We start from the raw sequence: 25,991 nt of genomic DNA, 5'->3' as shown, positions 1-25,991 counted from the left end.
GTATGAGTAGCCTCAATAGCACTGCAGAGATTATTGAAGACATCAAAGCCGGTAAAATGGTGATTTTGATGGACGATGAAGATCGCGAAAACGAAGGCGACCTTATCATGGCTGCAGAATGTGTTACGCCTGATGCAATTAACTTCATGGCGAAATACGGTAGAGGACTTATTTGTCTCACGCTTACTGAAGACCGTTGCCAGCAACTTCGCTTGCCACTTATGGTTGACCAAAACAATACGCCTTATGCGACTAACTTTACGGTTTCAATTGAAGCTGCAGAGGGTGTAACTACCGGTATTTCAGCGGCTGATCGTGCAAAAACGGTATTAGCAGCGGTAGCAAAAGAAGCAAAGCCGACAGACTTGGTGATGCCAGGTCACATTTTCCCGTTAAAGGCACGCCAAGGTGGTGTTCTGAATCGCGCGGGTCATACTGAAGCTGGCTGTGACTTGGCTCGGTTAGCGGGCTTTACACCGGCGTCTGTAATCGTTGAGATTCTTAATGAAGACGGAACTATGGCTCGCCGTCCAGACCTTGAAGTTTTTGCGAAGCAACACGGTATTAAGATTGGAACGATAGCTGATTTAATTGAGTACCGTTCTGTGACAGAACACACTGTTGAGCGTGTAGGGCATTGTAAACTACCTACGGCTTACGGTGAGTTTGACTGCATAACTTTCCAAGATACAGTAGACGGTCAAGTGCATTTCGCATTGGTTTCTGGTGAGGTAAATAAGGACACACCAGCGCTAGTAAGAGTGCATTTACAAGACACCTTTAACGATGTGCTAGCGACCGATCGAGCAGAGCGCAGAAGCTGGCCTGTTTACCGCGCTATGCGAAAAATTGCGGCAGAGGGTGGTGTTTTTGTCATGTTAGGACGCCAACAATCACCACAAGACTTGATTGCACAAGTGCATCACTTTGAGTTAGAAGACAAGGGTGAGTCTACGCCGACTGCAACGCAGTCTAACCAGTCTCGGAATGTGGGTGTTGGCTCGCAAATACTGTCGGACGTGGGCGTAGGTAAAATGCGGTTGTTGAGTTCACCGAAAAAGTACTCTGCGCTTTCAGGGTTTGGCCTTGAAGTCGTTGAGTTTATTGAGGATCAAAAAGACTAAAGCCTTTTAATGCTGTTAAATAGCTCTTGATTGAAAGGGGTAGGAATGTTGTGTTCCTGCCCTTTTTTTATGACATAACCGTTCAGGAAGTCTATTTCGGTTGCACGATTATTGTTGATGTCTTGCAGCATTGAATTAGCGTTTTCTTGCGTATGTTCAATGGTTTTATAGACCGAAGCGACTAACGCTTCTGAATTCAAATCCGACTGTGGCAGCTCTACGGCAATAACTTGTGCAATTTCGGAGCAAACACCTTCAATCATAGGTTTGTACTTAGGGTTCAACAACGCTCCGTTCAAGAGCTTTTCTCCTGCTGCTAGCGGATTAATGGCACAATTCATAGCGAGCTTCTGCCAGCGGCGCATTTGAATATTAGGATCCCAATGAAAAGGCGGGAGAGCCTGCTGTAATGTACTTACGAACTCAGGTTGTTGCTGGTTGGCGTTACGCGGACCAATCCAGCTTTCTCCACAACCTGAATGTTTAACTGAGGATTCTTGTCGAAATGCACCATGCGTGGTGACCCAGTCGTAAAGTGGGATGTCTCCTAGGGTTGCTATCGCTTCTTCACCGGCGCCAAGTCCATTATGGCTAAATATAATGGCGTCGGCATCGCGAAGGCTTTGCTGGTGCTCATGTATAGCTTCAGAAAGTTGCCAAGCTTTTAAAGGCAGAACCCAAATTTGACGTGCCGTTATAGGGGATGAAGCATGCTGATAGGTTTCTATTTCCCCGTTGAAGTCGGTATGCCCGTTTACAGATAATTGCACCGACTTCTTGGCAACAACAGAGCGAAGCACGAAACGTACGTGTTGTTGCTCTTTGGCTAGGCGGCTAGCGAGTATGCTAGCTAAGTTACCATGCCCGACAATATTCCACTCGTAGCTACTCATGCTTTAAGCGCCTGTATTGGATTTGGCACGGTGCTTTTGCTCGATAGCTTGTATGGGTTTGCGAATACTATACAAGAACAACAGACCAGGAATAACCATAAGCGTAGTGAGTAAGAAAAATAGCGCCCAGTTTCCTCCTAACCAGTCGACTAAAGCGCCACTAGTGCTGCCAATTACGGTTCTTCCCATGGTTGCGATTGAAGCCATAAGCGCATATTGGGACGCTGTAAAAGCTCTGTTGGCGAGTAAACTTATTAGGCCAACAAAAGCCACCGTAGACCATGCGGCAGTGAAGCCGTCAATGATCACAGCAGCTACGAGCATGGGAACAGAAGGACCGGTGAGCGCAATTGCGGCAAAGAATAGGTTACTTAGGGCCATTGCTGTTCCACCGATAAATAGCCCCTTTAGAATACCTGCGCGCATGGTGATGTAACTACCAATAAGTGAGAAGGCGATTGTTACTCCCCAGTTGAGTAGTTTGGAGTAAGTGCCAATTTGCGAGTTGGTGAAGCCTATCTCTTGATAGAACACAATAGACATGCGTCCAAGGAAAGCCTCGCCGAGCTTAAAGAGCAGAACGAATAGCAAAATAGATAAGGCGAAGCGTGTGCCGTTGCGTTTGAAAAAATCTGCCAGCGGTTCGATAAGCGTAACAATAAGCCAGGCGATGATCTTATGGCTAGTTTTAATAGTGAGTTGGACTTGGTGGGAGGCATGAACACCGTGCGAGTTTCTGTGAAGCCCGATTAATGTGCGTACGATAAGTATAAACAGAGCCGTTTGAGCTAAAGCCCAAATTATCCAGGTTTTATACGTTACGCTTGTGAGGCCCGCAAATCCTAAAATAGCCCAGCCTAACAATGTCATCATGGTAATCGCTGCAAAGGGAAGAATTGCAGCAGCACCTGGGTGACTGGCGACGTCTCGACGAAACTTCTGCTCGGCCTCTTGTTGCTGTATAGCCCGATCTGTTTTTGGCTCTCTGGCGAATAACCCCAGTAAAGCTATTGCAAGTACAATGACGGCTAGCAGAACATATATGGATGACCAATTCCATGCATCGCTGTCACTGAGGAAGAATGGAATGGCTCCTAATCCAGCATAGCCTGTCCACCAACCGGAAGTTGCCATTCCTGCGCCGGCAGACTGAACTTCTGCTTCGTTTTCGGCAATAGAATCTATGCGATAGCCGTCGATGGCAATGTCTTGAGTTGCAGAGAAAAGCGCTATAGAGAGAGCGATAAGACCCGCAGTGTGTAGGCTGCCATTGACGAGGTCTGCTTGTGACAGTAACAAACAACTTGCTGCTATACCGAGTTGGCAAAATAGAATCCAGCCTCTGCGGTGTCCAAGCGCATTGCTGAGTACAGGTATTTTTATGCGATCAACTAGGGGCGACCACAAAAAGTTGATGGAGTACATGGCAAATACGACGCCAAAATACCCGATAGCTGATCGAGATATACCTGACTCGTTGAGCCAGGCAGACATTGCCGAGCCAATAAGAACCCATGGGTAGCCACTGGCGATGCCGAAAACGAATATAACGAGTAATCGGCGTTGGAAGTAAAACTTCAAGACTTCGCCAAACTTGGACAGCGGTGGAACTTGCATCAATTAAAACTCAGCCGGAATAATTTCAACACGCTCGAGTATCAGAGGCTGAATGGGAACATTTTCATAACCATAAGCTTCGTGAACACCAACAGGTACCGCTGCTAATTCGTCTAATAACGGCATATTTGAAACGACTTCCCCGAACACTGTGTATCCCCATCTGCGTGTGCTTGGATTTAGTGTGTCGTTGTCGCTGACGTTAAAATAGAATTGCCTTGTGGCGCTATGTGGGTCACTTTGTCTTGCCATAGCAATGGTGCCGTAGCGATTAGTGAGACCGTTTCCTGATTCATTGAATATAGGGTCTCGCGTTGGAAGTTCATTCCATTCGGTGTCAAATCCTCCGCCTTGTACTACAAAGTCGACCACCACACGATGAAAGAGGGTATTGTTATAGCTACCGTCGGCTACATAGCCGAGAAAGTTATTGGCGGCAATGGGAGCGCGCATACGATTAAGTTCCACAACGAGCTCGCCATGGCTTGTGACAAATTTCACACGAGGGAATAGGTTGTTCGGCTGTATTTCTTCACCCGATTGTTGGGAAGACGCTGTAAACGAAAGTGCGAGCAGTAAAACGCTAATAAACGTACGAAACATGAAATTGTCCTGTTAATGCTGTGTTTATAATTTATCTAATCGTTTTAATTCGAAGTAGCGAGTTCTGAATTTTCATAGCTATTTAACCATTGCCTCATTCCAGAGTCTTGCAAAGACGAGTTGAGTGTACTGGAAAATAGGGCAGAAAGGTCGTTTTCAAGATCTTTGAAATCGACTTGTAGACTGCCTTCTCTGGTTCTGCGACGAGAGAAGGTTTTCGTAAGTACGCCACGCGGGTCTTCACTTGCGGCAATAATTACAACCTCGCAAATAGCACGATGGCTGCTTAGTGACTGCTCAACTGTACAGAGCGCTTTGTCGACGGTGACAGTTAGGGTTTGGATAGACTCGTTTGAAGTGGTTATGGCTTGGCGAAGCGCGGCACTCATCAGACTAGCCAAAGGACGCTCAGTCGTGGCAAACTCTGCAGGTTGATTTCCTCGGTGTAGTCTTACCACATGGTTTTGAGGCCTATGGTCGACAACACTGAGTTGAACAGGCGGAAGCGAGCGCTGTTGTTCGACATCAAATTCAAGGTTTAGCGCTGACTCTGGGGTACTCTTACAACCCGACAATAAAAGCAGCGAGCCAAGCATAATCATTGTAAGTTTAAAATAACAACGACAACGAACCACGAGCGATATCCTCTCTAAATTTGAGTTATGGATATAAAGGTATACGATTAAAATTATTGAGTCACGCGTTTGCGTGAAAGTAGTAAAGGGGAACCTACAACATGAAATACGCTGAAATCACAGGATGGGGAAAATGCGTACCGCCGGCGGTTTTAACCAACGACGATTTGGCAACGTTCTTAGATACCTCCGACGAGTGGATTCGTAGTCGAACGGGAATTGAAGAGCGTCGAGTAAGTGCCGTAGGAACCTCTGCGTTGGCTACTGTGGCCGCGAAAAATGCGTTGGCGGCAGCAGATTTAGAGCCAGAAGCAATCGACCTGATTATTGTGGGAACCTGCACCGCAGACGAAATTATTCCCAACGTAGCTTCCAAAGTGCAAAAAGACTTGGGTGCAAAAAATGCGGCTGCTTTCGACTTGAATGCTGCATGCAGTAGCTTCCTCTATGCCATGCACTTTGCTACGTCTACTATTCGAATGGGCATGCATAAAAACGTTCTTATTATTGGCGCTGAGCGTTTAACTCGAATTTTAGACTGGACTAAGCGCGAGAGTGCAGTGCTTTTCGGCGATGGTGCTGGCGCAATGGTATTGCAGGAAACAGACAAAGAAGTAGGCTTATTGGCATCTAAGGTAAGTTGTGACGCAGATGCTCGTGATGTGTTGTCACTTGATTTCGGAATGAGTTTCGACCGTTATGACTTCGACGGAGTAATGGAGTTTAACTTCGAAGGCCAAGAAATATTTAAGCGTGCCGTTAAAGGTATGAGTGCAGCTGTAGAAGCCGTGTTTCAAGAAACCGGTAAAAGTATTGACGACGTAGACGCATTGATTCCTCATCAAGCCAATAAACGCCTTATCGATTTCCTTGCCAAAATGTGTAAGGTTCCTGACGGTAAAACTATGGTAAACATTCAGAAGTACGGGAATACCTCTTCTGCGACTTTACCGATCGCTTTTTGCGAAGCGTTAGAAACAGGCATGGTAAAGCCTGGTGACACGATTGTTTCAGCCGTATTTGGCGGTGGCTTAACATGCGGTGCCGGAATGATTAAATGGGGCGAGCGCGTTACGCCTTTACGAGATAATCAGCTATCTTTGGAAAACAATGGACAAACAGCGTTAGACTTGATTGTTCCGTTGTTCGAAGGGGCAAAGGCAGCTTGGGCAAAACGTGAGGAATAGTAATGAAGATTAATGACGATATTCACAATTATTATGAGAGCCTTGTGGTTGATCAACTGCAAGCACAAGGTTTGCATGAAAAGTATGACGATGAGTTTTTGGCTGACCTAATTTGTTTGGTATTGAACCAGTTGCCGCCAAGATATATTCGTTATGAAGTGGATATGGCATTTTTTCTTTCAGCTGCTAAGCGCATGGAAATGGATATGCAGGTACAGGAAGCTGTCGAAAAGGGCGTTAAGTTCTTGGAAAAAAGGAAAGCTTCGGAGCAGGAGTAGTGGTGAACCCCACAAGCCACACCTCGGCACACACTACCCCAACTACGGCTGCTCCCTTCCGGGCCTGACCGGGTTCGCTGGTTCGCGTTGCGAGGGGACCCGTGGGGCCACCGCGGCGCATTATCCATGATTGAATTATGATTCTCAACCTTTCTTTTATTCCCCCCTTTGACCACTGGTTAATCATTAGTCAATTAATCCTCTTAAACCGATTTTTCGCGTAGAGTTCTGGTCGGACGAGTGGTAAGGTGAATTCATTCTTATCGACAGAGGACAATTCGATGACAGATTGGGTTCAAGTATCTAAAGCCGACGGCATTGTGAATGTGCACCTGAACCGTCCAGAAAAGAAAAATGCGTTAACGCAAGATATGTATGCCGAGATGACGCGTGCATTGAGAGAGGCGGACGCAGACACCAAAGGCACTGCGGCAGTTGTTTTTTCGGGTGAGGGTAACGTGTTCTGTTCGGGCAATGACCTAGCCGACTTCCTTCGGCACGGCGATTTGACGCAAGATTCGCCGGTATTCCAATTTTTAGACACGATTTCTTCGGTTACTGTCCCTGTGGTTGCGAAGGTGCAAGGACCAGCTGTGGGCATTGGTACCACGCTGTTGCTTCATTGTGATTTGGTGTATGCAGCTGAAGAGGCCGTTTTTGTGATGCCTTTCGTGGACATGGGGTTAGTTCCTGAAGCGGGTTCAAGTCAGTTGTTACCGTTGTTGTGTGGTCATGTGAAGGCATCGGAGCTATTACTGCTTGGTGAAACTATAGACGCGCAAAAAGCCGAGAAGTTTAATATTGTGAATAAAGTTGTATCGTCGAATGAGCTAGATGATGTGGTTGCTAAAATAAGCGCAAGCTTAGCGAGCAAACCAAGAGAGAGCTTGCGTTTGTCTAAGAAGCTTTTGAAAGCGCCGATGGAAACTGTGCAGGAAAGAATTCAAACTGAATTAAAAGACTTCTTACGAGTGCTGGCAAGTGAAGACACGCAAAAGATTATTGCAGCAAAGGCTCAGCGTAAGTCGAAGAGTTAATACGGAGTTGTAGTTGCGAGTATGAGCGGGGTTTCGTACTATCGCCGCAAATGAATGGAAGGCGAGAAATATGAAACGTAAACCTGATCCTGTTTATTACAGCGAGTATTTACAGCTCAATAAATTGCTTGATGCACAAGCGCCAGTAAGCCCTAAGTACGGGGAAGAAGCCCATGACGAGATGTTGTTTATCGTTGTGCATCAAGCGTATGAACTCTGGTTTAAACAGATGTTGCATGAATTGCACTCTGTATATGCGTTATTTAACCAGGACTCTATTCCTGACGAAAAGCTCATGACCGTAGTACACCGGTTAAATAGGGTGGTGTCGATTCAAGAACTCATTAACCAACAAATTAAGGTGTTAGAAACCATGACACCGCAAGACTTTCTTGAGTTTAGAGACTACCTAGTACCAGCAAGCGGCTTTCAAAGTATTCAATTCAAAGAGTTAGAAATTACTTTAGGTGTGAAAAGGGATACACGTATTGCCTTTGACCAAGCGTCGTTTTATAACCGGATCAACGACAAAGACAGAGCGTATTTGGAAAAGCTTGAGAAGCAGCCTGACTTATTCTCGTTAGTGGACGATTGGTTGTCGCGTATGCCATTTTTAGAAACGAAAGAGTTTTCGTTTTGGAAGCATTACCAACAAGCCATTACACAACAACTTGATAGTGACGCTGAGATTATTCACGGCAATCCGTTGTTGAGTGAAGAAGAGCGCGAACAAGAACTGAAAGGTCTAGAAGCTACAAAAGACAATTTTGCAGCGCTGTTCGATACGGAGAAGTATACCGAAATTCAAAATGCTGGGCGCGTGCGGCTGTCTCAGAAGGCCATGCAAGCTGCGTTGTTTATATACATGTATCGGGAAGAGCCCGTGTTTAACTTGCCGTGGCAGGTGTTAAGTAGTTTGGTTGATATAGACGAGCAGATCACGTTGTGGCGCTTCAGGCACGTAATGATGGTACAACGGATGTTAGGAAGTAAAATTGGCACCGGTGGTTCTTCCGGCCATGAATACCTGCGCAAAACGACTGAGAAAAACCGTATCTTCGCGGATTTTATGAATCTTTCGACTTATCTACTACCCAAGTCTGCTTTACCTCCACTTCCAGAAGGGTTGCAAGAGCAGTTACGACGAGGGAATGCATAGTCAATCAATGTCTGGTGTGAGAGCCTTCTCACACCAGTAAATTTTCTTCTCAATGTCTACAATGGCTCTTTGGCAACGAAGAAGCCTTTGCTGTGCCTTTAGCACAAGTTCTTGTTGGTTTTTATCGTTACTCTGTTGCGCAAGCCTTAGTTGGTCTTCCAATCGCTGTTCGTAGCCCTTGTACTGAGTTAAAGTCGAATACAATTTTTTTAATGTCTCTGGATTCGTGCTTGTAACCTTGGTTTGTGTTTTTGCACTGTATGCCTGACGAATCTCGGAGGCCGACTCCGAAATGGGTGGCTTGGTGCGGTATAAAGCTCGGGTTAGCGCTTCAAGCTGCTGGGTGACTCGCTCCGATAAGTATGCGGCTTGAACCTCAAATTCAGGCTCTGATCTTGATTGGATATTTGACAAAATTTTGAGATTGTTTTCTGCCTCATCGATATAGTCACTGATATGTGTGGATTGCGTATGAAACACTGAACTATGTAACCAGGGCCGGAGTAGCTCACCACTCAATTCATGCGCCTTGCCACGCAGGGTATTGAATAAGGTTGTGAATGAATCGTCTTGGCGCATTGGTTCGTTTATCCATACAAGTTTTCACGATAAGCCAAGGCATTGTGCCAGAGGGCGAAGCGGAAGTCAGTGTGAAAATATTGCCAGATCGTCATTTTAGTTGAAGAATCTTTATAAATAGCCCTTGCTAACGCTATGCGGTTTGCTATAGTCGGTTGCGTAAACAACTAATTTTCAGTGATTCAGAAGACTGTTAAATATTTATTACGAGTTTTGTGCTTGTATTTACTTGTTTTTAAGTAACTGAAAGTTAAGGGTTTATTTGCGAGCATTGTGGTTGTGTAAAAAGCCTTAGCACGAGGTTTAACGAGAAAACAATGCTTTAGCTTGTAAAAAATTGTGTCAAACCTTGTAACACAAGTGTTGCCACTATGTTTTTTTTTGATTAGTATCAGATTCGATTGGTTAGCAAATTTGCTGATCGAAGCTTAGACCAAGGGGTAAAACCTGAGGTTATATAAACCTAAAAATCACAATAAGTGATCCAGGGAGAACTTACATGCACACCAATAGTAAATTAGCGAAGTCTATTCGTTTAGCACTGATGTTCGGTGCTACTGCGACTGCGATGACTGGCGTTGCCAATGCGCAGGACCAAAACGAAGACGAAGAAGCAGAAGAAGAGCGCGTTGAGCGTATCCAAGTAACTGGTTCTCGTATCCAGCGTACTGATATGGAAGGCGCTTTGCCTGTAACAGTTATCGATCGTGAAGCAATCGAGTTGTCTGGTGACATCTCAGCTGCTGAACTTATTCGTAACACAACTTTCAACTCAACTGGTTCATTCCGTCCACAGTCTGGTTCATCAGCACAGGGCGTGAGCATGGTTGACTTGCGTGGTATCGGCTCAAGCCGTTCACTAGTTCTTGTTGACGGTCGTCGTTTAACGATGTCTCCTTCTACAGGTTCTTCGCAAGATTTGAACTCAATTCCAATGGCAGCTATCGAGCGTATCGAAATCTTGTCTGACGGTGCGTCAGCGGTTTACGGTTCAGACGCAATCGGTGGTGTAATCAACGTTATCACTCGTCGTGACTTCAACGGCGCTGAGTTAACTGTTGGTGAAGGTGGCGTAAGCGTACCTTCAGAAGGTGGTGACCGTGAAAATGGTTCACTAGTATTCGGTTCTTCAAGCGACACAACTAGCGTAATTGGTGGTGTTTCTTGGAACAAACGTGAAATCGTATTCGAAAATGCTTACCCATGGAACACTCCGGGTGCATCTACATACGGTAACAACTTCATCAACTGGCAAGATGGTCGCTTAACTGCGATTCCTGGTTCTTGTACTACAGAGAACTTCTACATCGCGCCTAACGGACGTTGCTTATATAACTTCAACGCGACTAACGCGAACGAAGCTTCTTCATCAAACGAATCACTATTCGTTAAGCTACGTCACGATATCAACGACGACTGGACTCTATACTCAAATGCAAGTGTTGCACAAACACGTTCATTTGGTCGTTATGCACCAGTTCCAGATATCAACCACCCAGTATTCTATGATGGATTGTTGACTCCTGAAGATTCATACAACAACCCAACTAACCCGAATGCTTGGTTCTACGATCCAAACAACCCTAACGCGGTAGTTTACGATCCAAACGTTGTTGGTCCTCAGGCTCAAGTAGCTATCTATCACCGCTTCGCGGCGATGGGTAACCGTGACAACGAAGTGAACAACGAAAACCTAGACTTCTTAGTAGGTGCTGAAGGCCGTGCTTTCGGTATCGATTGGGACTTCGGTGTTCGTAGCGTTCGTAACAAAACTTACGAGTTGGGTGATGGCTACCTAGCTGCACGTACAGCTTGGGGTAACGTGAACAACTTTAACCCAGGTTACTGTGCAGACGGTTCATTCGACCCAGATTCGTGCCGCGTTGGTTATAACATCAACCGTCCTCTAGATAACCCAGATCAGGTTCTATCTGCAGGTGTTGTTACAACTTCACGTATTTCTCAATTCAACATTGACGAAATGTATGTTTCTGGTGCGTTCGACGTATTCGAAATCGGCGGTGGCATGGTTCAAGGTTTCTTGGGCTTTGAAACTCGTGACGAATTCTTCGATGACCAATACGATTCTCAGTCAGAAGCTGGCCTAGTTGGTGGTTCTTCTGGTAACTCTGCAGGTGGTGGCCGTTCAGTTGACGCTGCTTACTTCGAGTTCCTAGTACCAGTAACTTATGACCTAGAGCTTTCTATTGCTGGTCGTCAGGATGACTACTCTGACTACGGTAGCGATTTCTCACCTAAAGTGAGCTTCCGCTGGCAGCCAATGAGCAACTTGTTGCTTCGTGGTTCTTACGGTGAAGGTTTCCGTGCTCCAACATTGGACATCCTAACTCAGAAGCGTTCATTCTCTGCTGACTCAGTAACTGATGAAATCACCTGTCAAGCACTATCTGGTGGTACTTCAAACAACTGTCAGATCAACGCATTCATCATTGCTAACCCAGAGCTTGAGTCTGAGTCATCAACTCAATACTCTTTCGGTGCTGCTTACCAAGCGACTGATTGGTTGAACTTCGCGGTTGATTACTACTCAATCGAGATTGAAAACCGTATCCGTAGCATCAGCTCTGACGCATTGATTAACTCATACCGCGCTGGTGACCCACTACCTGCAGGTACTGAAGTAAACGTTAACGCTCGTGACGAAGTTACTAGTGTTGTACGTGGTTTCGTGAACGAAGGTACACTGGAAACTTCTGGTGTTGACCTCAACGCTCGCGTTAACTTCGACTTCGGTGGTTTAGGTGCTGTGTCTTCAAACTTCCAAGTGTCACACATGCTTGACTACTCTTTGGATGGCGGACGTGACCTAGTTCTTGACCCAGGTGTACCAGAGCAACGTGTTAACCTTCAAACTCAGTGGAGCCTTAACGACTTTACTGTAGCGTGGAACATGAACCTTATCGGTACTCAGTACACTACTGTTGAAGGCCGCGATGCTGACGGTAACTTCGACGACTGTAACGATCCAGGCGCTGGTGTAGACGTAGCTCGCTGTGGTAACTGGGGTACTTATGTAACTCACGATCTACAACTTAGCTATAACACTCCGTGGAACGGCCGTATCACTGTAGGTGCTCAGAACTTGTTCGAGAAGCTACCTAAGATCGGTACTGCTAACCGCGCTGGTGGTGAGTACGCATTCGGTGGTCGTAACTACAACTTCAACCTTTACAACGCGAACGGACGTTTCACTTACGTACGTTACACGCAAACTTTCTAATCTAGTTACCTAGTAACGTTTTAGAAAATTTGTAAAGGAAAGAAAGTAAGCCGGTCCTCTTTGAGGGCCGGCTTTTTTTTGTGCATGTTGACCGAAATTTAGACGTTTTTATGTCATTTTTATGATCTTTTTGTGAGCGCTACTATGCTTTACATATGGGTGACATTTTAAGCCTAACTGTCTGGTTGACATGCTTGCGCACTTCGTGGGAGTATTCTGGCAATGCCATTTTTTAAGAATGGCGTATTTTGGTGTTAATAACTTTTTTCATCACTCACACAACTGGAGCTTACACGGTTAGCCAAACTTCATTTTTTCGAGTTGGATAACGTTGTAAGTAAAGTTAAGTCAAATTGGTTGGGAACTATGACCACAGTTATCAAACGAAGCAAAATCGCCGCTGCCATGGTTGGTGTGATGGCGCTTGCAGGAAGCGGACTGGCAACAGCATCTGCACAAGACCTGCAACAGCTACAGTCTGAACAGTCTCAGACACATCGTAATCAAGCAGCATCGCAAGAGCGTATTGATTCGCTGTTCGATCAAAGCCGTGACTTACTGGCGGACTACCGTGCAGTAGTAGCGGAATACGAAGCGTTGAAAGTGTACAACGATCACGTACAAACGCTTGTAGATGATCAGAACGCAACGCTAGCATCTTTGCAGCGTCAAATTGATGGTATCGAAGAAACACGTCAAGGTGTTGTTCCTTTGATGTACAAAATGATTGACGCTCTAGATGAATTCGTACAATTGGATATTCCAATTCACAGCGACTCGCGTACAGCACGTGTTCAGCGTCTACGTGACGTAATGACACGTTCAGATGTAACTGAATCTGAGAAATTCCGCTTAATTGTTGAAGCGTATCAAATTGAAATGGATTACGGCATCGGTCCTAATTCATACAGTGGCAACTTGAACATCGACGGCCAGGAAATTGCAGTAGACTTTTTCCACATGGGTCGTGTTGTCATGATGGCGCAAACACTTGACGGTAAACAAGCATGGTTGTGGGACAACTCTGCTCGTGACTGGATTGAAGCTGACGACAGCTTCCTTAGCCCGCTAAATGAAGCGATTAAAATGTCACGTCGTCAAACTGCGTTCGATATCGTACGTCTTCCAGTATTTGCCGCGGAGAATGCAGAATGAAACAATTAATGAAAACATTAGTAAGCGCCGCAGCAGTTTTCACAATTGCAGCTGGAGCTTCGGTTACAGCTTCTGCTCAAGAAGCGCAAACTTTGGAACAGTTACTTGAACAGGTTCAACAGAGCCGTCAAGAAAACCGTCAAATCGACCAGGCGCGTGAGCGTGCGTTCCGTCAGGACCGTGCAGACAAACAAGCTCTACTTCGCGAAGCTCAGCAACAGCTAGCAAACGAAGAAGCTCGTTCTCAGCGTTTGCAAGAAGAATACGCACAAAACGAAATTAACATCGGCAACAAAGAAACCGAACTAGACAACATGATCGGTACTTTGGGTGAAATCTTCGGTGTTATCCGTGGTGCAGCTTCTGACACTATCGGTCGTATCTCAACTTCAATCGTAAGTGCACAGTACCCTGATCGTCACCAAGTACTTGAGTCACTTGCTGAAGCTCGTGAGCTACCAAACATTTCTGAGCTAGAAGAGCTATGGTTAGCGCTTCTTACTGAAATGACTGAGTCTGGTAACGTTTCTCGCTTCCAAGGTGAAGTGTCGTTGCTTGAAGGTGGTACAGAGACTCGTGACGTTATCCGCCTTGGTTCTTTCAACCTTATTTCAGACGGTGAATACCTAACTTACAACGACTCTACAGGCCAGATGCAGCCAATCGCTCGTCAACCTGCAGGTCACGTATTGTCAGCGGTATCTAACTTCGAAGAGCTAGAGTCTGGTTCAGCTGGTGTATTCCTTGACCCGTCTCGTGGCCAAATCTTGAGCTTGCTTACTCAGAAAGCGACACTTATGGAGCACTACCACAATGGTGACACCGTAGGTTACGCAATCACTGTATTGCTAGCACTTGGTTTCCTTATCGCAATCTACAAGCTTGTTACACTAACAGCGGTAGGCGGTAAGATTCGTTCACAGTTGAAGAACACTGAGAACCCTTCAGATAACAACCCGCTAGGTCGTATCTTGAAGGTTTATCACGACAACCGTTCAGCTGACGTTGAAAACCTAGAATTGAAACTCGACGAAGCTATTCTACGTGAAACACCGCGTATCGAATCAGGCGTAAGCATGATTAAGATTCTTGCGGCAATCGCTCCGTTGATGGGTCTATTAGGTACGGTAATCGGTATGATTGGTACGTTCCAATCAATCACATTATTCGGTACTGGTGACCCAAGAATTATGGCTGGTGATATCTCAATGGCACTTGTAACAACTGCCTTGGGTCTAATTGCTGCATTGCCATTGATTATTGTGCACAGCATCGTTGCTGCACGTGCGAAGTCAATTCTTCATGTAATTGACGAGCAAGCTGCAGGTATCGTTGCAGAGCACGCTGAAAAATCTAACGCAACAGCGGCTAAAGGGGAATAAGCCATGGAATTGTACCTGATAGGACTATGGGAATCTGTCAGGGATTTTATTGGCACCGGTGGTAATGTTTTATTCCTGGTGGCGATAGCGCTCCTTATTATGTGGATTTGCCTCATAGAGCGCTATTGGTACCTTTTGGGTGTGTTCCCGCGCGAGCGAGACCAGATCATCCAAAAATGGCATGACCGGGATGACACCACCTCTTGGTACGCACATAGAATCCGTGATGCATGGATTTCCAAAGCGTCGGATAATTTATCAGCGCGAATGCTGCTACTTAAGACCACGATTGCCATTTGTCCGCTTATCGGACTTTTGGGAACCGTAACCGGTATGATTACTGTATTTGAAATCATGTCGGTACAGGGTACAGGTAACCCACGTCTTATGGCTGGCGGTATTTCAATGGCGACAATCCCGACCATGTCGGGAATGGTGGCAGCACTGTCAGGAATGTTCTTCGCTCAGCGACTTGATTCAAGAATCAACCGCGAGAAGTCGAACTTAATTGACAGCATGCCTCATCACTAAGAGAGTAGAATTATGGCACGTAAACGTATACGCGAAGAGGAAGAGGCAACACTAGACATGACTCCGATGTTGGACATCGTATTCATCATGTTGATCTTCTTCATCGTAACAACTTCGTTCGTGAAAGAAGCAGGGATTGACGTAAATCGTCCTGAAGCTTCACAGGCTACCAGTAAGCCTTCGGCAAACATCTTTATCGCGGTTCGTGAGAATGGCGAAGTATGGATGGACCGTCGTCAGGTGGACGTGGAGCGTGTAGCAGCAAACCTTGAGCGCTTGTTAGCGGAACAACCTACTGACATGGTAGTTATTCAAGCTGACGACCAAGCGCGTCACGGCATAGTTGTGAAGGTCATGGACCAAATTAAAGAAGCGGGTATTGCCCAAATTTCAATAGCAGCAGAGGACGATTAATTATGGTGCGCGTATTAGTATCGATATTACTAGGCGCTGCTGTCACTTTCGCTCTGTTTGTCTTAATGGCATACCTGATCAGTGGCGGGGAGACACGGCATGAGCCGCCTGAAGCTCCGACCACGATCGAAATCGTTCAAACACAGGCGGATCAAGATATCGCGAGTCGAGATCGTACTCCGCCTCCACCACCAGAGCCGCCTGAGCAGCCGCCTGAGAGTCCTCCACAGGAACCTCAGCAGTCTGACGATGCGGTAGGTTTTAACCTTAACGTAGGTGAAATCGATATTGGTGGTGCAGACACTGGGTTATCTGGACCGAGTGCTGGTATGACGCGAGATGGTGACGCTCAGCCGTTAGTGCGAGTAGAACCAAGTTATCCGCCAGCAGCAGCTCGTGACGGTATTAATGGTTGGGTGCGTTTGCGCTTCACTATTAACGAAACCGGTGGTGTTGAAGATATCGAGATTATTGAGGCAGAGCCACGCCGAGTATTTGACCGAGCAGCTCGTCAAGCTCTACGTCGGTGGAGATATGCACCGAAAGTAGTAAATGGCACGCCGCAGCGTCAAGAAGGCATGACAGTGCAACTTGACTTCAACATAGAAGGAACCTAACTCATGATGCGTATGAAAACATTATTCGCAGCAGCTACATTGTTAGGCGCAAGTTTCCTTCCAGTGCACGCGCAAGGTACTGATGTTGGTTTTACTATTCCAACTCAGGAAGAAGTGGAAGCCTTTAAAGAAGCACGCAGAACGCATGCTTTGGGTGACCGTTTGGCGCGTGCTGTAGTTGAGGCATTCGAGCTTTATGAAGCTGAAGACATTCCAGGAGCAATTACTGTTCTTGAGGAAGTTGAACCACGTACAGACTACGAAAGAGCGTATGTAAACCGTTTCTTAGGTACGATGTATGCGGCTCTTCCTGAAGAGCAAGCTCAGCCTGAAAAGGCACTGGAGATGCTACAGGAAGCTGTGGGTTACGATATGTTGAGTTTTGCGGACCAAAGCGCTTCATTGCAATTGCTAGGTAACTTGCAATTGCAAGAAGAGCGTTATGAAGATTCGCTACAAACGATGCAAACGTATCTTCAGTTTACCGGCGAGTGGGATGCGGACATTTTATTCCGCATGGCCGCAGCGCACATGGAGCTGAAAAACTTTGACTCTGTAGTAGCATTTGCTCGCAAAGCGAATGAGCATTATGCCGAACCTAACCGTAACCCTTATGTGTTAATGGTTGGTGCGTACTACGAGCAAAACGATATTCCAAACGCAATTGGAGTGCTTGAAGACGGCATTAACGCGATTCCTTCAGAGACGCGTTGGTGGAGCCAATTAGGTGCATTTTATGCACTTAATGAGCAAAACGACAAAGCACTACAAACTTTGGCTATTGCTTATGACGCAGGCTATTTAGAGCGTTCATCTGATTTCCGTTATTTGGTACAGATGTTCTCTAATGCTCGTATCCCATATCATGCGGCGACTGTAATGACTCGCCATCTTGAGAGTGGTGATATCGATGAGAGCCAGTCTAACTGGGCGTCTGCAGCACGTAGTTACTACACAGCTCGTGAATTTGAGCAAGCTGCTGAAACCTACAGCAAGGCAATTGAACTTGCTGAAGACACTCAGGATCGTGTGGGTTACTACCGTGCGCAAGGCGATGCTTATGCACTTGCTGAAGAATACCGCAATGCGGCGCGTTCTTTCCAAGCGGCATTAGATTTAGGCCCTGAAGACGATAGTACGACAGGCCGAATTTACATGTCATTGGCTGAAGCGCACTTCTATAGCCGTCAATATCGTCAGGCATTGAATGCTATGGAGAACGCTACGCGTTATTCAGCAACACGTCGTAACGCGGAAAGCTGGATTGGATTTATTCGCCAAACAGCAAGTAACCGTGGCGTAGACTTGTAAAGTAACAGCTCGTTATTTTGTAATAGAAACCCGTACCGGTATCCGGTGCGGGTTTTTTGTATTTGAACCGTAACTTTCAAATATTCTCCTTTTCCTGTAAAATTCGCCGCGGTTGAGAGGTGCAATATTCCTAGCGTTTCTCAAGTTGTTGATATTTAAGAAATTGAGGTTCAAATGTCAGAGAATACTGAATTCAAAGAGTCGGCGAGTAAACGTCATTTAGCTATGGCTGTAGTTGCTTTTATTTGTATTGCTTCACTAACACCAGTACTTCGTTTGGTGCAACTTTTTGGCGCAGCTTAACTTGCCTATAAAGGCGGAGTTAAAGCGAAACATGGACGCATGATGAGTAAGCAAATTTTATTAGTGGAAGATAATGCCAAAACGCGTGAGCAGCTCTCGTTGTTCTTAGCACAGGCGGGTTATCAATTCATTACAGCTGTTGACGGCTTAGACGGCCTCAATAAAGCGTTGAATCAGGAGTTCTCCCTGATAATTACTGATCATAAAATGCCTCTCATGGACGGTTTTGCATTAGCACGCAACTTGCGTGACAATGCAACTTATGAAGATACGCCAATAGTTCTGCTTACCACCGACGATTTTCAAAATGTCGAACAAAAAGCATTAAAACTCGGCGTTAATTTAGTTTTACCGAAGCCAGTTTCTTTCGAAGAACTTGGAAATGTTTTAGACGAATACGAAGAGCGAGATATTGCCTAAATGACCCATTATGTGTGTGCTGACCTAAGAAGTGATTATATTCAACGCGCTATTACTAACGTAGCGGACTTCCCTACAAAGGGGGTGGTTTTTAGAGACATCACGACAGCACTAGCAGATCCTAAGGCTCTTCGTTACAGCATCGACCTTTTTCACGAGCGTTATGAAAATTACGGCCTCACCCAAATTGTTGCGGTAGAAGCGCGTGGATTTATATTTGCTGCGGCTCTGGCAGACCGTTTAGGTATTGGCCTAACTTTGATTCGCAAGGCGGGTAAACTTCCTCGTGAATGCCACCGCGAAGACTACGAGCTTGAATACGGTACAGACGCATTGGAGCTCCATGTAGACGGTCTAACAAAACGCGATCGCGTAGTTGTGATGGACGATATGTTAGCAACCGGTGGAACAATTGGGGCCGCCATAGACCTCTTGAAGAAAACACCTGCAACCATTGTAGAAGCTGCATTCTTGGCTGAACTTCTATACCTTCCTGGACGAAAAGCGCTCACAAACAAAGGTATCTCGAGCTACGCCATTGTTGCGTACGACGACTTGAAGTAGGATAGAAACCTCTAAGTTATACTCCGTCTTCAATATGCGTCGAGAGAGGTTTGCATGAGTTACCAGGTGTTAGCGAGACAGTGGCGTCCGAAGTCTTTCTCGGAAGTTGTTGGGCAACAACATGTTTTACAAGCCTTAACTAATGCGCTGACTCACCAACGCTTACATCATGCATATTTACTCTCTGGAACACGTGGTGTAGGTAAAACCACGATCGCGCGGATTCTTGCCCGAAGCTTAAATTGTGTTGAAGGCGTTACTGCGACACCATGCGGTCAATGTGAAATTTGTCAGCAAATTGACCAAGGTCGCTTCGTCGACTTATTAGAAATAGATGCGGCTTCACGTACTAAAGTTGAAGACACACGCGAAATTCTTGAAAACGTGCAGTATCGTCCTACGCAAGGGCGCTACAAAGTATATTTGATAGATGAAGTGCACATGCTTTCTCGCCATAGTTTCAATGCGCTTCTCAAAACATTAGAAGAACCTCCTGAGCATGCTATTTTCTTACTGGCGACCACAGACCCAGATAAGCTGCCTGTTACCGTGCTTTCACGCTGCTTGCAATTTCAGCTGCGTGCATTAACCAAAGACGAAATAGCGCAGCAGCTAAACAAGATCCTCTCCGCAGAAAACTTACAGTTTGACGACAGTGCATTGCAGCTTATTGCGCGTGCTGCACGCGGAAGTATGCGGGATGCCTTAAGTTTAACTGACCAAGCTATTGCACAGGGAAACCAAGCCGTTAGTGAAGAGGTAGTAGCGTTGATGCTTGGGTCTTTGAACCCAAACGACAACATTAAGCTACTTAAACTTGTCGCTAGTGGTCACGGTAAAGAAGCGCTTAATTACTTGCGAGAGCTACCAAACCGCATGACGGATATCGCTGATTTGTTGGCAGAACTTCAAAATGTATTGCATCAAATTGCTTTAGCCCAGCTCGCCCCAGAGTTTGTTGATTCAGGCCTTGCTGAAGCCAAAGAGGGTTTACAGGAGCTTGCGCAAAACATCCCTGCAGAACAAGTGCAGGTTTGGTATCGATTAGTACTGGAAGGTAGAAAAGAGCTGCCTTATTCGGCTGACACGTTTTCTTCTGTGGAGATGACCGTATTACGGATGCTTAATTTTCGGTTAGGAGATGGCTCGGTAAGTATTGAACAGTCTCGATCCGAAGTTGCTCCGCAACCGAAAGCAGCGCCTACTGTAGCAACGCCAGCGACTCCTGAGTCTGTACCAGAAGCACCAGTAATAGAACCTAAAGCTGAAGTTAGTGTGGAGGCAGAACCAGAGCCTTCCGTGCCAACACAACAAGTTTCGGAGCCTGAAGAGAGGCATGAGCACAATGCTCAACAAGGCGCACCAGTAAACGACGAGCTGAATGACTTGCTAGCTACAAGAAGCGACATAATGCAGTCGATTCGTTCTAGCTCAGACAAGCCGGAGTCTACTAGCCCCCCAAAGCCGGAAATTAAGGAAGCACCTGCTACGGAGCAAACCGAGCAGGTGTCAGAGCCTATTCAGATCACGAAACAAGCTGAAACTTTGGATTTAACTCCAAATATAAGATCAGCAGCGGACATAGATCCTTGGTCGGCTTCGGTGGACGGTTTGAATACCGTCGGTATTACTCGGCAAATTTTGTTACATACCAAGCTAGAGCAGTTGGATAATGGCTATCGGTTACTTATAGACGATAACCAACGAGCGCTATTTAGCGACGATATGGAAGAGCAGCTTCGCTCAGTTTTATCAAAGCTTATAATGGATGAGCCTTTGGATATAGGGTTTGCGAGCTTGTCGGGAACACCGTTTATTATTCAACAAGAAATTAATCGCTTTCAGCTAGGACTAGCTGAGCAAAAACTGAACGACCACAGTGAAGTACAAAAAATAGCGTCTGAATTAGACGCACAAGTTGTAGCTGGAAGTATTCAACCTAGAGTGTGAGGTTGATAGAATAACCGCACATTAAGAAATGTATTTAGTTCATTGAATAAAGAGAGAGTAAGCATGTTTAAAGGCGGAATGGGTAACATGATGAAGCAGGCGCAGCAAATGCAAGAGCGCATGCAAAAAATGCAAGAAGAAGTAGCAAGCATGGAAGTTACCGGTGAAGCAGGTGCTGGTATGGTTAAAGTAACCATGTACGGTAACCATAATGTTAAGCGCGTTGAAATTGACCCAAGTGTATTTGGCGACGACGATGACCGTGAAATGCTGGAAGACCTTATTGCTGCAGCAACAAATGACGCTGTTCGCCGCGTAGAAGAAGCTTCAAAGGAAAAAATGGCGAGTGTTACCGGAGGAATGGGCTTACCTCCTGGATTTAAAATGCCGTTTTAAGGTAATTAAAGATGAGCCAATTTTCCCCAGCTATAGCGTCACTTATTCAAGCCCTGCGCGTTCTACCTGGCGTAGGTCAAAAAAGTGCGCAACGAATGGTGTTTCAATTATTGGAACGCGAAAGACAAGGTGCGGAAAAATTGGCTCAAGCTATTACCAACGCTTTAGAAAGAGTTGGGCGTTGTGAAAAGTGCAGAACTTTGTCAGAAACGACGATATGCCATATTTGCAGTAACCCTACGCGTGAAGAAACTGGCGCACTGTGTATCGTCGAATCTCCTGCAGATGTTATAGCTGTAGAACAAACAGAGTCTTTCGAAGGCCAGTACTTTGTTTTAATGGGACATTTATCTCCATTAGACGGAATTGGCCCACGAGACATTGGTCTTGATGTTTTAGAGCAGCGCTTCTCGGCAGGCGGTGTAACAGAAGTTATCTTGGCAACCAATCCCACAGCGGAAGGCGACGCAACAGCGCATTACATTGCGGAGTCGGCTACAAAATATAAAATACCTACCACTCGAATTGCTCACGGCATCCCCGTGGGTGGTGAACTTGAATATGTCGACCATCGAACGTTAGGCCATGCGTTTTCTGGCCGTAAGGCGTTTGAGTAATTTCTAAGAAATCCCTTTAAAAAGCAGACAGCGTCCCCATATCTTTACCAGAACATATTGGTAACCTAGATCAGGAGATTGTCAGCCATGGCTGAGACGCAAAATGTAGAAAAACACGGTTTTCAAACGGAAGTAAAACAGCTTTTGAATCTAATGATTCATTCGCTTTACTCGAATAAGGAAATATTTCTACGAGAGCTTATCTCAAATGCATCTGACGCAGCGGACAAGTTGCGTTTCAAAGCTTTGCAAAACAATTCACTTTTTGAAGACAATGCTGAACTTTTTGTTCGAGTAAGCGTAAACCCAGACGCAAAAACCATTACCATCAGCGACAACGGTATTGGTATGACTCGCGATGAAGTTATGAATAATTTGGGGACTATCGCGAAGTCGGGAACAAAAGAATTCTTCAGTCAATTGTCTGGCGACCAAGCTAAGGATTCTCAATTAATCGGCCAGTTTGGTGTGGGTTTTTATTCAGCATTTATTGTCGCTGACCGAGTAACAGTTCAAACGCGAGGCGCAGGTATCGAACCAAGTGAGGGCGTTGAGTGGCAATCTCAAGGTGATGGCGAATATACGCTGTCTCAAGTCAACAAGCCTCAACGTGGTACTGACATTATTTTGCACCTTCGTGAGGATTCTGAAGAGTTCTTAGATGCGTGGAAATTGAAAGGTATTATCAAAACTTACTCTGATCACTTAAGCATGCCGGTACAAATGTGGAAAGAGCCAGAGGAAGAGCGCGAAGGCCCAGACGGTGAAAAAATTGAAGCGAAGCCAGGTGAATGGGAAACCGTTAATGCCGGTAAAGCACTTTGGTTACGTGAAAAGTCAGATGTCTCTGATGAAGAATATAAAGACTTCTATAAGTCGATCGCACATGACTTTGACGACCCTCTATTGTGGAGCCACAACAAAGTAGAGGGTAAGCACGAGTACACCAGCCTTTTATATATTCCAAAGCGAGCGCCATTCGATTTATGGAATCGTGAAAGCCAGAAGGGTATTAAGCTATACGTTCAACGCGTTTTCATTATGGACGACGCTGAACAGTTTATGCCGACATACCTGCGCTTTGTCCGCGGGTTAATTGACTCTAATGATCTACCGTTGAATGTGTCTCGTGAAATATTGCAGGACAATAAAGTAACCCGCGCAATGCGTTCTGCGAGCACCAAAAAAGTTTTGAGTATGCTGAGTAAGTTCGCTCGTAACGATGAAGCTGGCTATGGGGAGTTCTGGGATAACTTCGGTAATGTTTTAAAAGAAGGCCCGGCAGACGATCCTTCAAATGTAGAAAAGGTCGCTGAATTATTACGATTCGCGTCGACTCATGAAGACACTGCTGAGCAACGTGTATCATTAGATGCATATATTGAGCGTATGAAGGAAGGGCAGGACAAGATCTATTATATCGTTGCAGATAGTTATGAAGCTGCACGTAACAACCCTGCATTAGAGATCTTCCAGAAAAAGGGAATAGAAGTCCTATTGCTCTCAGATCGTATTGATGAATGGTTAATGAGTCACTTGACCGAATTTAAAGAGAAATCTTTCCAGTCAGTGACGCGCGGAGACTTAGATCTTGGTGATCTAGACGATAAAGAAGCGAAAGAAGAGAAAGAAGCAACAGAGGAGAAGTTCAAACCTGTTGTGGATAGATTCAAAGAAGCCTTAGGAGATAAAGTTAAAAATGTGCGTTTAACGCATCGTTTAACAGATTCTCCTGCGTGTATCGTGACGGATGAAAACGACATGAGCACGCAAATGGCGAAGCTTATGGAAGCTGCGGGGCAAAGTGTGCCGGAAACTAAGTATATTTTCGAGCTTAACCCTTCGCATCCATTGGTTGAGAAAATAGCAGAAGAACAAGACGAATCTAGATTTGGTTCTTGGGCGGAACTGCTACTTGACCAAGCAACATTAGCTGAAAGAGGTTCTCTGAAAGATCCTGGTAGCTATGTGCGTAAGCTAAACAAAATGATGTTGGAGCTTTCTCAACGTTAATTTGGACTGTTTTTTGCTCGTAATGATGGAATTATGAGCAGTTGAAAATAAAGTTCAAAAAAGATCTTGATCGTTGTTCAATGATCTTTATAATGCGCCGCCGTTGTCACCGAATAAGTGGCAACGGCGGAGTCACTTTAAGAAGCTTACAAAAACCTTCGAAAAGCACTTGACTTCAGCGCTCGGAAGCGTAAAATTCGCTTCCCTGCTTCGGAATGAAGCAACGTTCTTTAACAATATATCAAGCCAAGCAATCTGTGTGGGCACTTACAGGATAAGCATCGAACTATAGCCATTAATTTGGCAAAAACGCGAAGCTTAGAATGAAAGAGCCTTACTAAATAAGTAAGAACCAGAAATTCGAAGTTGAGCAGGTCCTAACGGACCACCTTGAATCAAAATCTTAAATTGAAGAGTTTGATCATGGCTCAGATTGAACGCTGGCGGCAGGCTTAACACATGCAAGTCGAGCGGTAACAGGAGAAAGCTTGCTTTCTCGCTGACGAGCGGCGGACGGGTGAGTAATACTTGGGAATCTGCCTTGTGGAGGGGGACAACCACTGGAAACGGTGGCTAATACCGCATAATGCCTTCGGGCCAAAGTATGGGACCTTCGGGCCATACACCACAAGATGAGCCCAAGCGAGATTAGGTAGTTGGTGGGGTAAAGGCCTACCAAGCCTGCGATCTCTAGCTGGTCTGAGAGGATGATCAGCCACACTGGGACTGAGACACGGCCCAGACTCCTACGGGAGGCAGCAGTGGGGAATATTGGACAATGGGGGCAACCCTGATCCAGCCATGCCGCGTGTGTGAAGAAGGCCTTCGGGTTGTAAAGCACTTTCAGTGGTGAGGAAGGCGTTGTAGTTAATAGCTGCAACGATTGACGTTAGCCACAGAAGAAGCACCGGCTAACTCCGTGCCAGCAGCCGCGGTAATACGGAGGGTGCGAGCGTTAATCGGAATTACTGGGCGTAAAGCGCACGTAGGCGGTTTGTTAAGCTAGATGTGAAAGCCCCGGGCTCAACCTGGGAATAGCATTTAGAACTGGCAGGCTAGAGTTTTGAAGAGGGTGGTAGAATTTCCAGTGTAGCGGTGAAATGCGTAGAGATTGGAAGGAATACCAGTGGCGAAGGCGGCCACCTGGTCAAAAACTGACGCTGAGGAGCGAAAGCGTGGGGAGCAAACAGGATTAGATACCCTGGTAGTCCACGCTGTAAACGATGTCGACTAGTTGTTCGTTTCATAAACGAAGTGAGTAACGCAGCTAACGCACTAAGTCGACCGCCTGGGGAGTACGGCCGCAAGGTTAAAACTCAAATGAATTGACGGGGGCCCGCACAAGCGGTGGAGCATGTGGTTTAATTCGATGCAACGCGAAGAACCTTACCATCCCTTGACATCCAGAGAATTTTCTAGAGATAGATTAGTGCCTTCGGGAACTCTGAGACAGGTGCTGCATGGCTGTCGTCAGCTCGTGTTGTGAGATGTTGGGTTAAGTCCCGCAACGAGCGCAACCCTTATCCTTAGTTGCCATCGATTCGGTCGGGAACTCTAGGGAGACTGCCGGTGATAAACCGGAGGAAGGTGGGGACGACGTCAAGTCATCATGGCCCTTACGGGATGGGCTACACACGTGCTACAATGGCGCATACAAAGGGCTGCGAGCTAGCGATAGTGAGCGAATCCCATAAAGTGCGTCGTAGTCCGGATTGGAGTCTGCAACTCGACTCCATGAAGTCGGAATCGCTAGTAATCGCGAATCAGAATGTCGCGGTGAATACGTTCCCGGGCCTTGTACACACCGCCCGTCACACCATGGGAGTGGGCTGCACCAGAAGTAGATAGCTTAACCTTCGGGAGGGCGTTTACCACGGTGTGGTTCATGACTGGGGTGAAGTCGTAACAAGGTAGCCGTAGGGGAACCTGCGGCTGGATCACCTCCTTAACGATAAGATGTTTTTT

The 25,991-nt window shown here is 46.0% G+C and carries 24 protein-coding genes, 1 rRNA gene and 1 other RNA gene; 20 read left to right on the top strand and 6 right to left on the bottom strand.

What is annotated here, in order from left to right; all coding sequences use genetic code 11:
- The first annotated feature begins 2 nt into the window (after window positions 1-2).
- Complete coding sequence (ribBA, locus tag EYQ95_RS05415; protein ID WP_111914891.1) at window positions 3-1,124, top strand: bifunctional 3,4-dihydroxy-2-butanone-4-phosphate synthase/GTP cyclohydrolase II; 1,122 nt, start codon at window positions 3-5, stop codon at window positions 1,122-1,124.
- Here the strand turns inward: ribBA and EYQ95_RS05410 are convergent.
- From EYQ95_RS05410 to EYQ95_RS05395, 4 genes are read right to left on the bottom strand one after another with little or no spacing between them, the layout of a single operon-like run.
- Window positions 1,121-2,017 carry a ketopantoate reductase family protein gene (locus EYQ95_RS05410; RefSeq protein WP_111914890.1) on the bottom strand — a complete coding sequence of 299 codons (897 nt, stop codon included), beginning with the start codon at window positions 2,015-2,017 and terminating at the stop codon, window positions 1,121-1,123. The genes ribBA and EYQ95_RS05410 overlap by 4 nt on opposite strands.
- Window positions 2,018-2,020: 3 nt before the next feature.
- On the bottom strand, window positions 2,021-3,637 hold the full coding sequence (locus EYQ95_RS05405; RefSeq protein WP_207801088.1) for an MFS transporter permease: 1,617 nt from the start codon (window positions 3,635-3,637) through the stop codon (window positions 2,021-2,023).
- On the bottom strand, window positions 3,638-4,237 hold the full coding sequence (locus EYQ95_RS05400) for a peptidylprolyl isomerase (RefSeq protein WP_111914888.1): 600 nt from the start codon (window positions 4,235-4,237) through the stop codon (window positions 3,638-3,640).
- Between the two features lie 44 nt (window positions 4,238-4,281).
- A complete protein-coding gene (locus EYQ95_RS05395) occupies window positions 4,282-4,833 on the bottom strand; it encodes a YajG family lipoprotein (RefSeq protein ID WP_165924690.1) in 552 nt (183 codons plus the stop codon).
- A gap of 140 nt (window positions 4,834-4,973) precedes the next feature.
- Here EYQ95_RS05395 and EYQ95_RS05390 point away from each other — a divergent pair, with 140 nt between their 5' ends.
- Both EYQ95_RS05390 and EYQ95_RS05385 read left to right on the top strand, forming a co-directional pair.
- Window positions 4,974-6,059 carry a ketoacyl-ACP synthase III gene (locus EYQ95_RS05390; RefSeq protein WP_111914886.1) on the top strand — a complete coding sequence of 362 codons (1,086 nt, stop codon included), beginning with the start codon at window positions 4,974-4,976 and terminating at the stop codon, window positions 6,057-6,059.
- A 2-nt stretch (window positions 6,060-6,061) separates the two neighbouring features.
- Window positions 6,062-6,337 carry a late competence development ComFB family protein gene (locus EYQ95_RS05385; protein ID WP_111914885.1) on the top strand — a complete coding sequence of 92 codons (276 nt, stop codon included), beginning with the start codon at window positions 6,062-6,064 and terminating at the stop codon, window positions 6,335-6,337.
- A 7-nt stretch (window positions 6,338-6,344) separates the two neighbouring features.
- Here EYQ95_RS05385 and ffs read toward each other — a convergent pair.
- An RNA gene (gene ffs, locus EYQ95_RS05380) (signal recognition particle sRNA small type) lies at window positions 6,345-6,441 on the bottom strand.
- 177 nt (window positions 6,442-6,618) lie between these two features.
- Here ffs and EYQ95_RS05375 point away from each other — a divergent pair.
- Entirely contained in the window at window positions 6,619-7,374 is a 756-nt protein-coding gene (locus tag EYQ95_RS05375) for an enoyl-CoA hydratase (RefSeq protein ID WP_111914884.1), read from the top strand.
- A gap of 70 nt (window positions 7,375-7,444) precedes the next feature.
- A complete protein-coding gene (locus tag EYQ95_RS05370) occupies window positions 7,445-8,533 on the top strand; it encodes a tryptophan 2,3-dioxygenase family protein (RefSeq protein ID WP_111914883.1) in 1,089 nt (362 codons plus the stop codon).
- Here EYQ95_RS05370 and priC read toward each other — a convergent pair whose 3' ends face one another.
- Window positions 8,534-9,112, bottom strand: coding sequence for a primosomal replication protein PriC (gene priC, locus EYQ95_RS05365; protein WP_111914882.1), 579 nt, complete (start codon window positions 9,110-9,112; stop codon window positions 8,534-8,536).
- A gap of 499 nt (window positions 9,113-9,611) precedes the next feature.
- Between priC and EYQ95_RS05360 the strand changes: the two genes are divergently transcribed.
- The 15 genes from EYQ95_RS05360 to EYQ95_RS05295 all read left to right on the top strand — a co-directional run bounded on the left by EYQ95_RS05360 (window position 9,612) and on the right by EYQ95_RS05295 (window position 25,974).
- On the top strand, window positions 9,612-12,353 hold the full coding sequence (locus EYQ95_RS05360; protein ID WP_111914881.1) for a TonB-dependent siderophore receptor: 2,742 nt from the start codon (window positions 9,612-9,614) through the stop codon (window positions 12,351-12,353).
- A gap of 366 nt (window positions 12,354-12,719) precedes the next feature.
- Window positions 12,720-13,508 carry a DUF3450 domain-containing protein gene (locus tag EYQ95_RS05355; protein ID WP_111914880.1) on the top strand — a complete coding sequence of 263 codons (789 nt, stop codon included), beginning with the start codon at window positions 12,720-12,722 and terminating at the stop codon, window positions 13,506-13,508.
- Complete coding sequence (locus EYQ95_RS05350) at window positions 13,505-14,890, top strand: MotA/TolQ/ExbB proton channel family protein (RefSeq protein ID WP_111914879.1); 1,386 nt, start codon at window positions 13,505-13,507, stop codon at window positions 14,888-14,890. Before EYQ95_RS05355 ends, EYQ95_RS05350 begins: the two co-directional genes overlap by 4 nt.
- Before the next feature lie 3 nt (window positions 14,891-14,893).
- Window positions 14,894-15,421, top strand: a complete 528-nt coding sequence (locus tag EYQ95_RS05345; RefSeq protein WP_111914878.1) for a MotA/TolQ/ExbB proton channel family protein — start codon at window positions 14,894-14,896, stop codon at window positions 15,419-15,421.
- A gap of 12 nt (window positions 15,422-15,433) precedes the next feature.
- Window positions 15,434-15,835: a biopolymer transporter ExbD gene (locus tag EYQ95_RS05340; protein ID WP_111914877.1), complete on the top strand. Its 402-nt coding sequence runs from the start codon at window positions 15,434-15,436 to the stop codon at window positions 15,833-15,835.
- Window positions 15,836-15,837: 2 nt separating this feature from the next.
- Complete coding sequence (locus tag EYQ95_RS05335; protein WP_111914876.1) at window positions 15,838-16,452, top strand: TonB family protein; 615 nt, start codon at window positions 15,838-15,840, stop codon at window positions 16,450-16,452.
- A gap of 3 nt (window positions 16,453-16,455) precedes the next feature.
- Complete coding sequence (locus EYQ95_RS05330; RefSeq protein WP_111914875.1) at window positions 16,456-17,763, top strand: tetratricopeptide repeat protein; 1,308 nt, start codon at window positions 16,456-16,458, stop codon at window positions 17,761-17,763.
- 174 nt (window positions 17,764-17,937) lie between these two features.
- Window positions 17,938-18,066, top strand: a complete 129-nt coding sequence (locus EYQ95_RS26965; protein WP_256371950.1) for a hypothetical protein — start codon at window positions 17,938-17,940, stop codon at window positions 18,064-18,066.
- Window positions 18,067-18,108: 42 nt separating this feature from the next.
- Window positions 18,109-18,486: a response regulator gene (locus tag EYQ95_RS05325; RefSeq protein ID WP_165831947.1), complete on the top strand. Its 378-nt coding sequence runs from the start codon at window positions 18,109-18,111 to the stop codon at window positions 18,484-18,486.
- Window positions 18,487-19,050, top strand: a complete 564-nt coding sequence (locus EYQ95_RS05320; protein WP_111914873.1) for an adenine phosphoribosyltransferase — start codon at window positions 18,487-18,489, stop codon at window positions 19,048-19,050.
- 54 nt (window positions 19,051-19,104) lie between these two features.
- Complete coding sequence (dnaX, locus tag EYQ95_RS05315) at window positions 19,105-21,000, top strand: DNA polymerase III subunit gamma/tau (RefSeq protein ID WP_111914872.1); 1,896 nt, start codon at window positions 19,105-19,107, stop codon at window positions 20,998-21,000.
- Window positions 21,001-21,063: 63 nt separating this feature from the next.
- On the top strand, window positions 21,064-21,396 hold the full coding sequence (locus EYQ95_RS05310) for a YbaB/EbfC family nucleoid-associated protein (RefSeq protein WP_111914871.1): 333 nt from the start codon (window positions 21,064-21,066) through the stop codon (window positions 21,394-21,396).
- An 11-nt stretch (window positions 21,397-21,407) separates the two neighbouring features.
- On the top strand, window positions 21,408-22,013 hold the full coding sequence (gene recR, locus EYQ95_RS05305) for a recombination mediator RecR (protein WP_111914870.1): 606 nt from the start codon (window positions 21,408-21,410) through the stop codon (window positions 22,011-22,013).
- An 87-nt stretch (window positions 22,014-22,100) separates the two neighbouring features.
- Window positions 22,101-24,026, top strand: coding sequence for a molecular chaperone HtpG (htpG, locus tag EYQ95_RS05300; RefSeq protein WP_111914869.1), 1,926 nt, complete (start codon window positions 22,101-22,103; stop codon window positions 24,024-24,026).
- A gap of 405 nt (window positions 24,027-24,431) precedes the next feature.
- Window positions 24,432-25,974 (top strand): 16S ribosomal RNA (locus tag EYQ95_RS05295).
- Window positions 25,975-25,991 lie beyond the last annotated feature (17 nt).

The organism is Lysobacter sp. N42 (genome assembly GCF_004344885.1).
The sequence above is the reverse complement of the archived record's forward strand: the minus strand, read 5'-3'. Positions and strand labels throughout refer to the sequence as shown.

What these genes read in the sequence shown, in the direction of transcription:
- ribBA (WP_111914891.1), top strand. Translation starts at nt 3, where the DNA reads ATGAGTAGCCTCAATAGCACTGCAGAGATTATTGAAGACATCAAAGCC.
- EYQ95_RS05410 (WP_111914890.1), bottom strand. Translation starts at nt 2,017, where the DNA reads ATGAGTAGCTACGAGTGGAATATTGTCGGGCATGGTAACTTAGCTAGC.
- EYQ95_RS05400 (WP_111914888.1), bottom strand. Translation starts at nt 4,237, where the DNA reads ATGTTTCGTACGTTTATTAGCGTTTTACTGCTCGCACTTTCGTTTACA.
- EYQ95_RS05395 (WP_165924690.1), bottom strand. Translation starts at nt 4,833, where the DNA reads ATGCTTGGCTCGCTGCTTTTATTGTCGGGTTGTAAGAGTACCCCAGAG.
- EYQ95_RS05390 (WP_111914886.1), top strand. Translation starts at nt 4,974, where the DNA reads ATGAAATACGCTGAAATCACAGGATGGGGAAAATGCGTACCGCCGGCG.
- EYQ95_RS05385 (WP_111914885.1), top strand. Translation starts at nt 6,062, where the DNA reads ATGAAGATTAATGACGATATTCACAATTATTATGAGAGCCTTGTGGTT.
- EYQ95_RS05375 (WP_111914884.1), top strand. Translation starts at nt 6,619, where the DNA reads ATGACAGATTGGGTTCAAGTATCTAAAGCCGACGGCATTGTGAATGTG.
- EYQ95_RS05370 (WP_111914883.1), top strand. Translation starts at nt 7,445, where the DNA reads ATGAAACGTAAACCTGATCCTGTTTATTACAGCGAGTATTTACAGCTC.
- priC (WP_111914882.1), bottom strand. Translation starts at nt 9,112, where the DNA reads ATGCGCCAAGACGATTCATTCACAACCTTATTCAATACCCTGCGTGGC.
- EYQ95_RS05360 (WP_111914881.1), top strand. Translation starts at nt 9,612, where the DNA reads ATGCACACCAATAGTAAATTAGCGAAGTCTATTCGTTTAGCACTGATG.
- EYQ95_RS05355 (WP_111914880.1), top strand. Translation starts at nt 12,720, where the DNA reads ATGACCACAGTTATCAAACGAAGCAAAATCGCCGCTGCCATGGTTGGT.
- EYQ95_RS05350 (WP_111914879.1), top strand. Translation starts at nt 13,505, where the DNA reads ATGAAACAATTAATGAAAACATTAGTAAGCGCCGCAGCAGTTTTCACA.
- EYQ95_RS05345 (WP_111914878.1), top strand. Translation starts at nt 14,894, where the DNA reads ATGGAATTGTACCTGATAGGACTATGGGAATCTGTCAGGGATTTTATT.
- EYQ95_RS05340 (WP_111914877.1), top strand. Translation starts at nt 15,434, where the DNA reads ATGGCACGTAAACGTATACGCGAAGAGGAAGAGGCAACACTAGACATG.
- EYQ95_RS05335 (WP_111914876.1), top strand. Translation starts at nt 15,838, where the DNA reads ATGGTGCGCGTATTAGTATCGATATTACTAGGCGCTGCTGTCACTTTC.
- EYQ95_RS05330 (WP_111914875.1), top strand. Translation starts at nt 16,456, where the DNA reads ATGATGCGTATGAAAACATTATTCGCAGCAGCTACATTGTTAGGCGCA.
- EYQ95_RS26965 (WP_256371950.1), top strand. Translation starts at nt 17,938, where the DNA reads ATGTCAGAGAATACTGAATTCAAAGAGTCGGCGAGTAAACGTCATTTA.
- EYQ95_RS05325 (WP_165831947.1), top strand. Translation starts at nt 18,109, where the DNA reads ATGAGTAAGCAAATTTTATTAGTGGAAGATAATGCCAAAACGCGTGAG.
- EYQ95_RS05320 (WP_111914873.1), top strand. Translation starts at nt 18,487, where the DNA reads ATGACCCATTATGTGTGTGCTGACCTAAGAAGTGATTATATTCAACGC.
- dnaX (WP_111914872.1), top strand. Translation starts at nt 19,105, where the DNA reads ATGAGTTACCAGGTGTTAGCGAGACAGTGGCGTCCGAAGTCTTTCTCG.
- EYQ95_RS05310 (WP_111914871.1), top strand. Translation starts at nt 21,064, where the DNA reads ATGTTTAAAGGCGGAATGGGTAACATGATGAAGCAGGCGCAGCAAATG.
- recR (WP_111914870.1), top strand. Translation starts at nt 21,408, where the DNA reads ATGAGCCAATTTTCCCCAGCTATAGCGTCACTTATTCAAGCCCTGCGC.
- htpG (WP_111914869.1), top strand. Translation starts at nt 22,101, where the DNA reads ATGGCTGAGACGCAAAATGTAGAAAAACACGGTTTTCAAACGGAAGTA.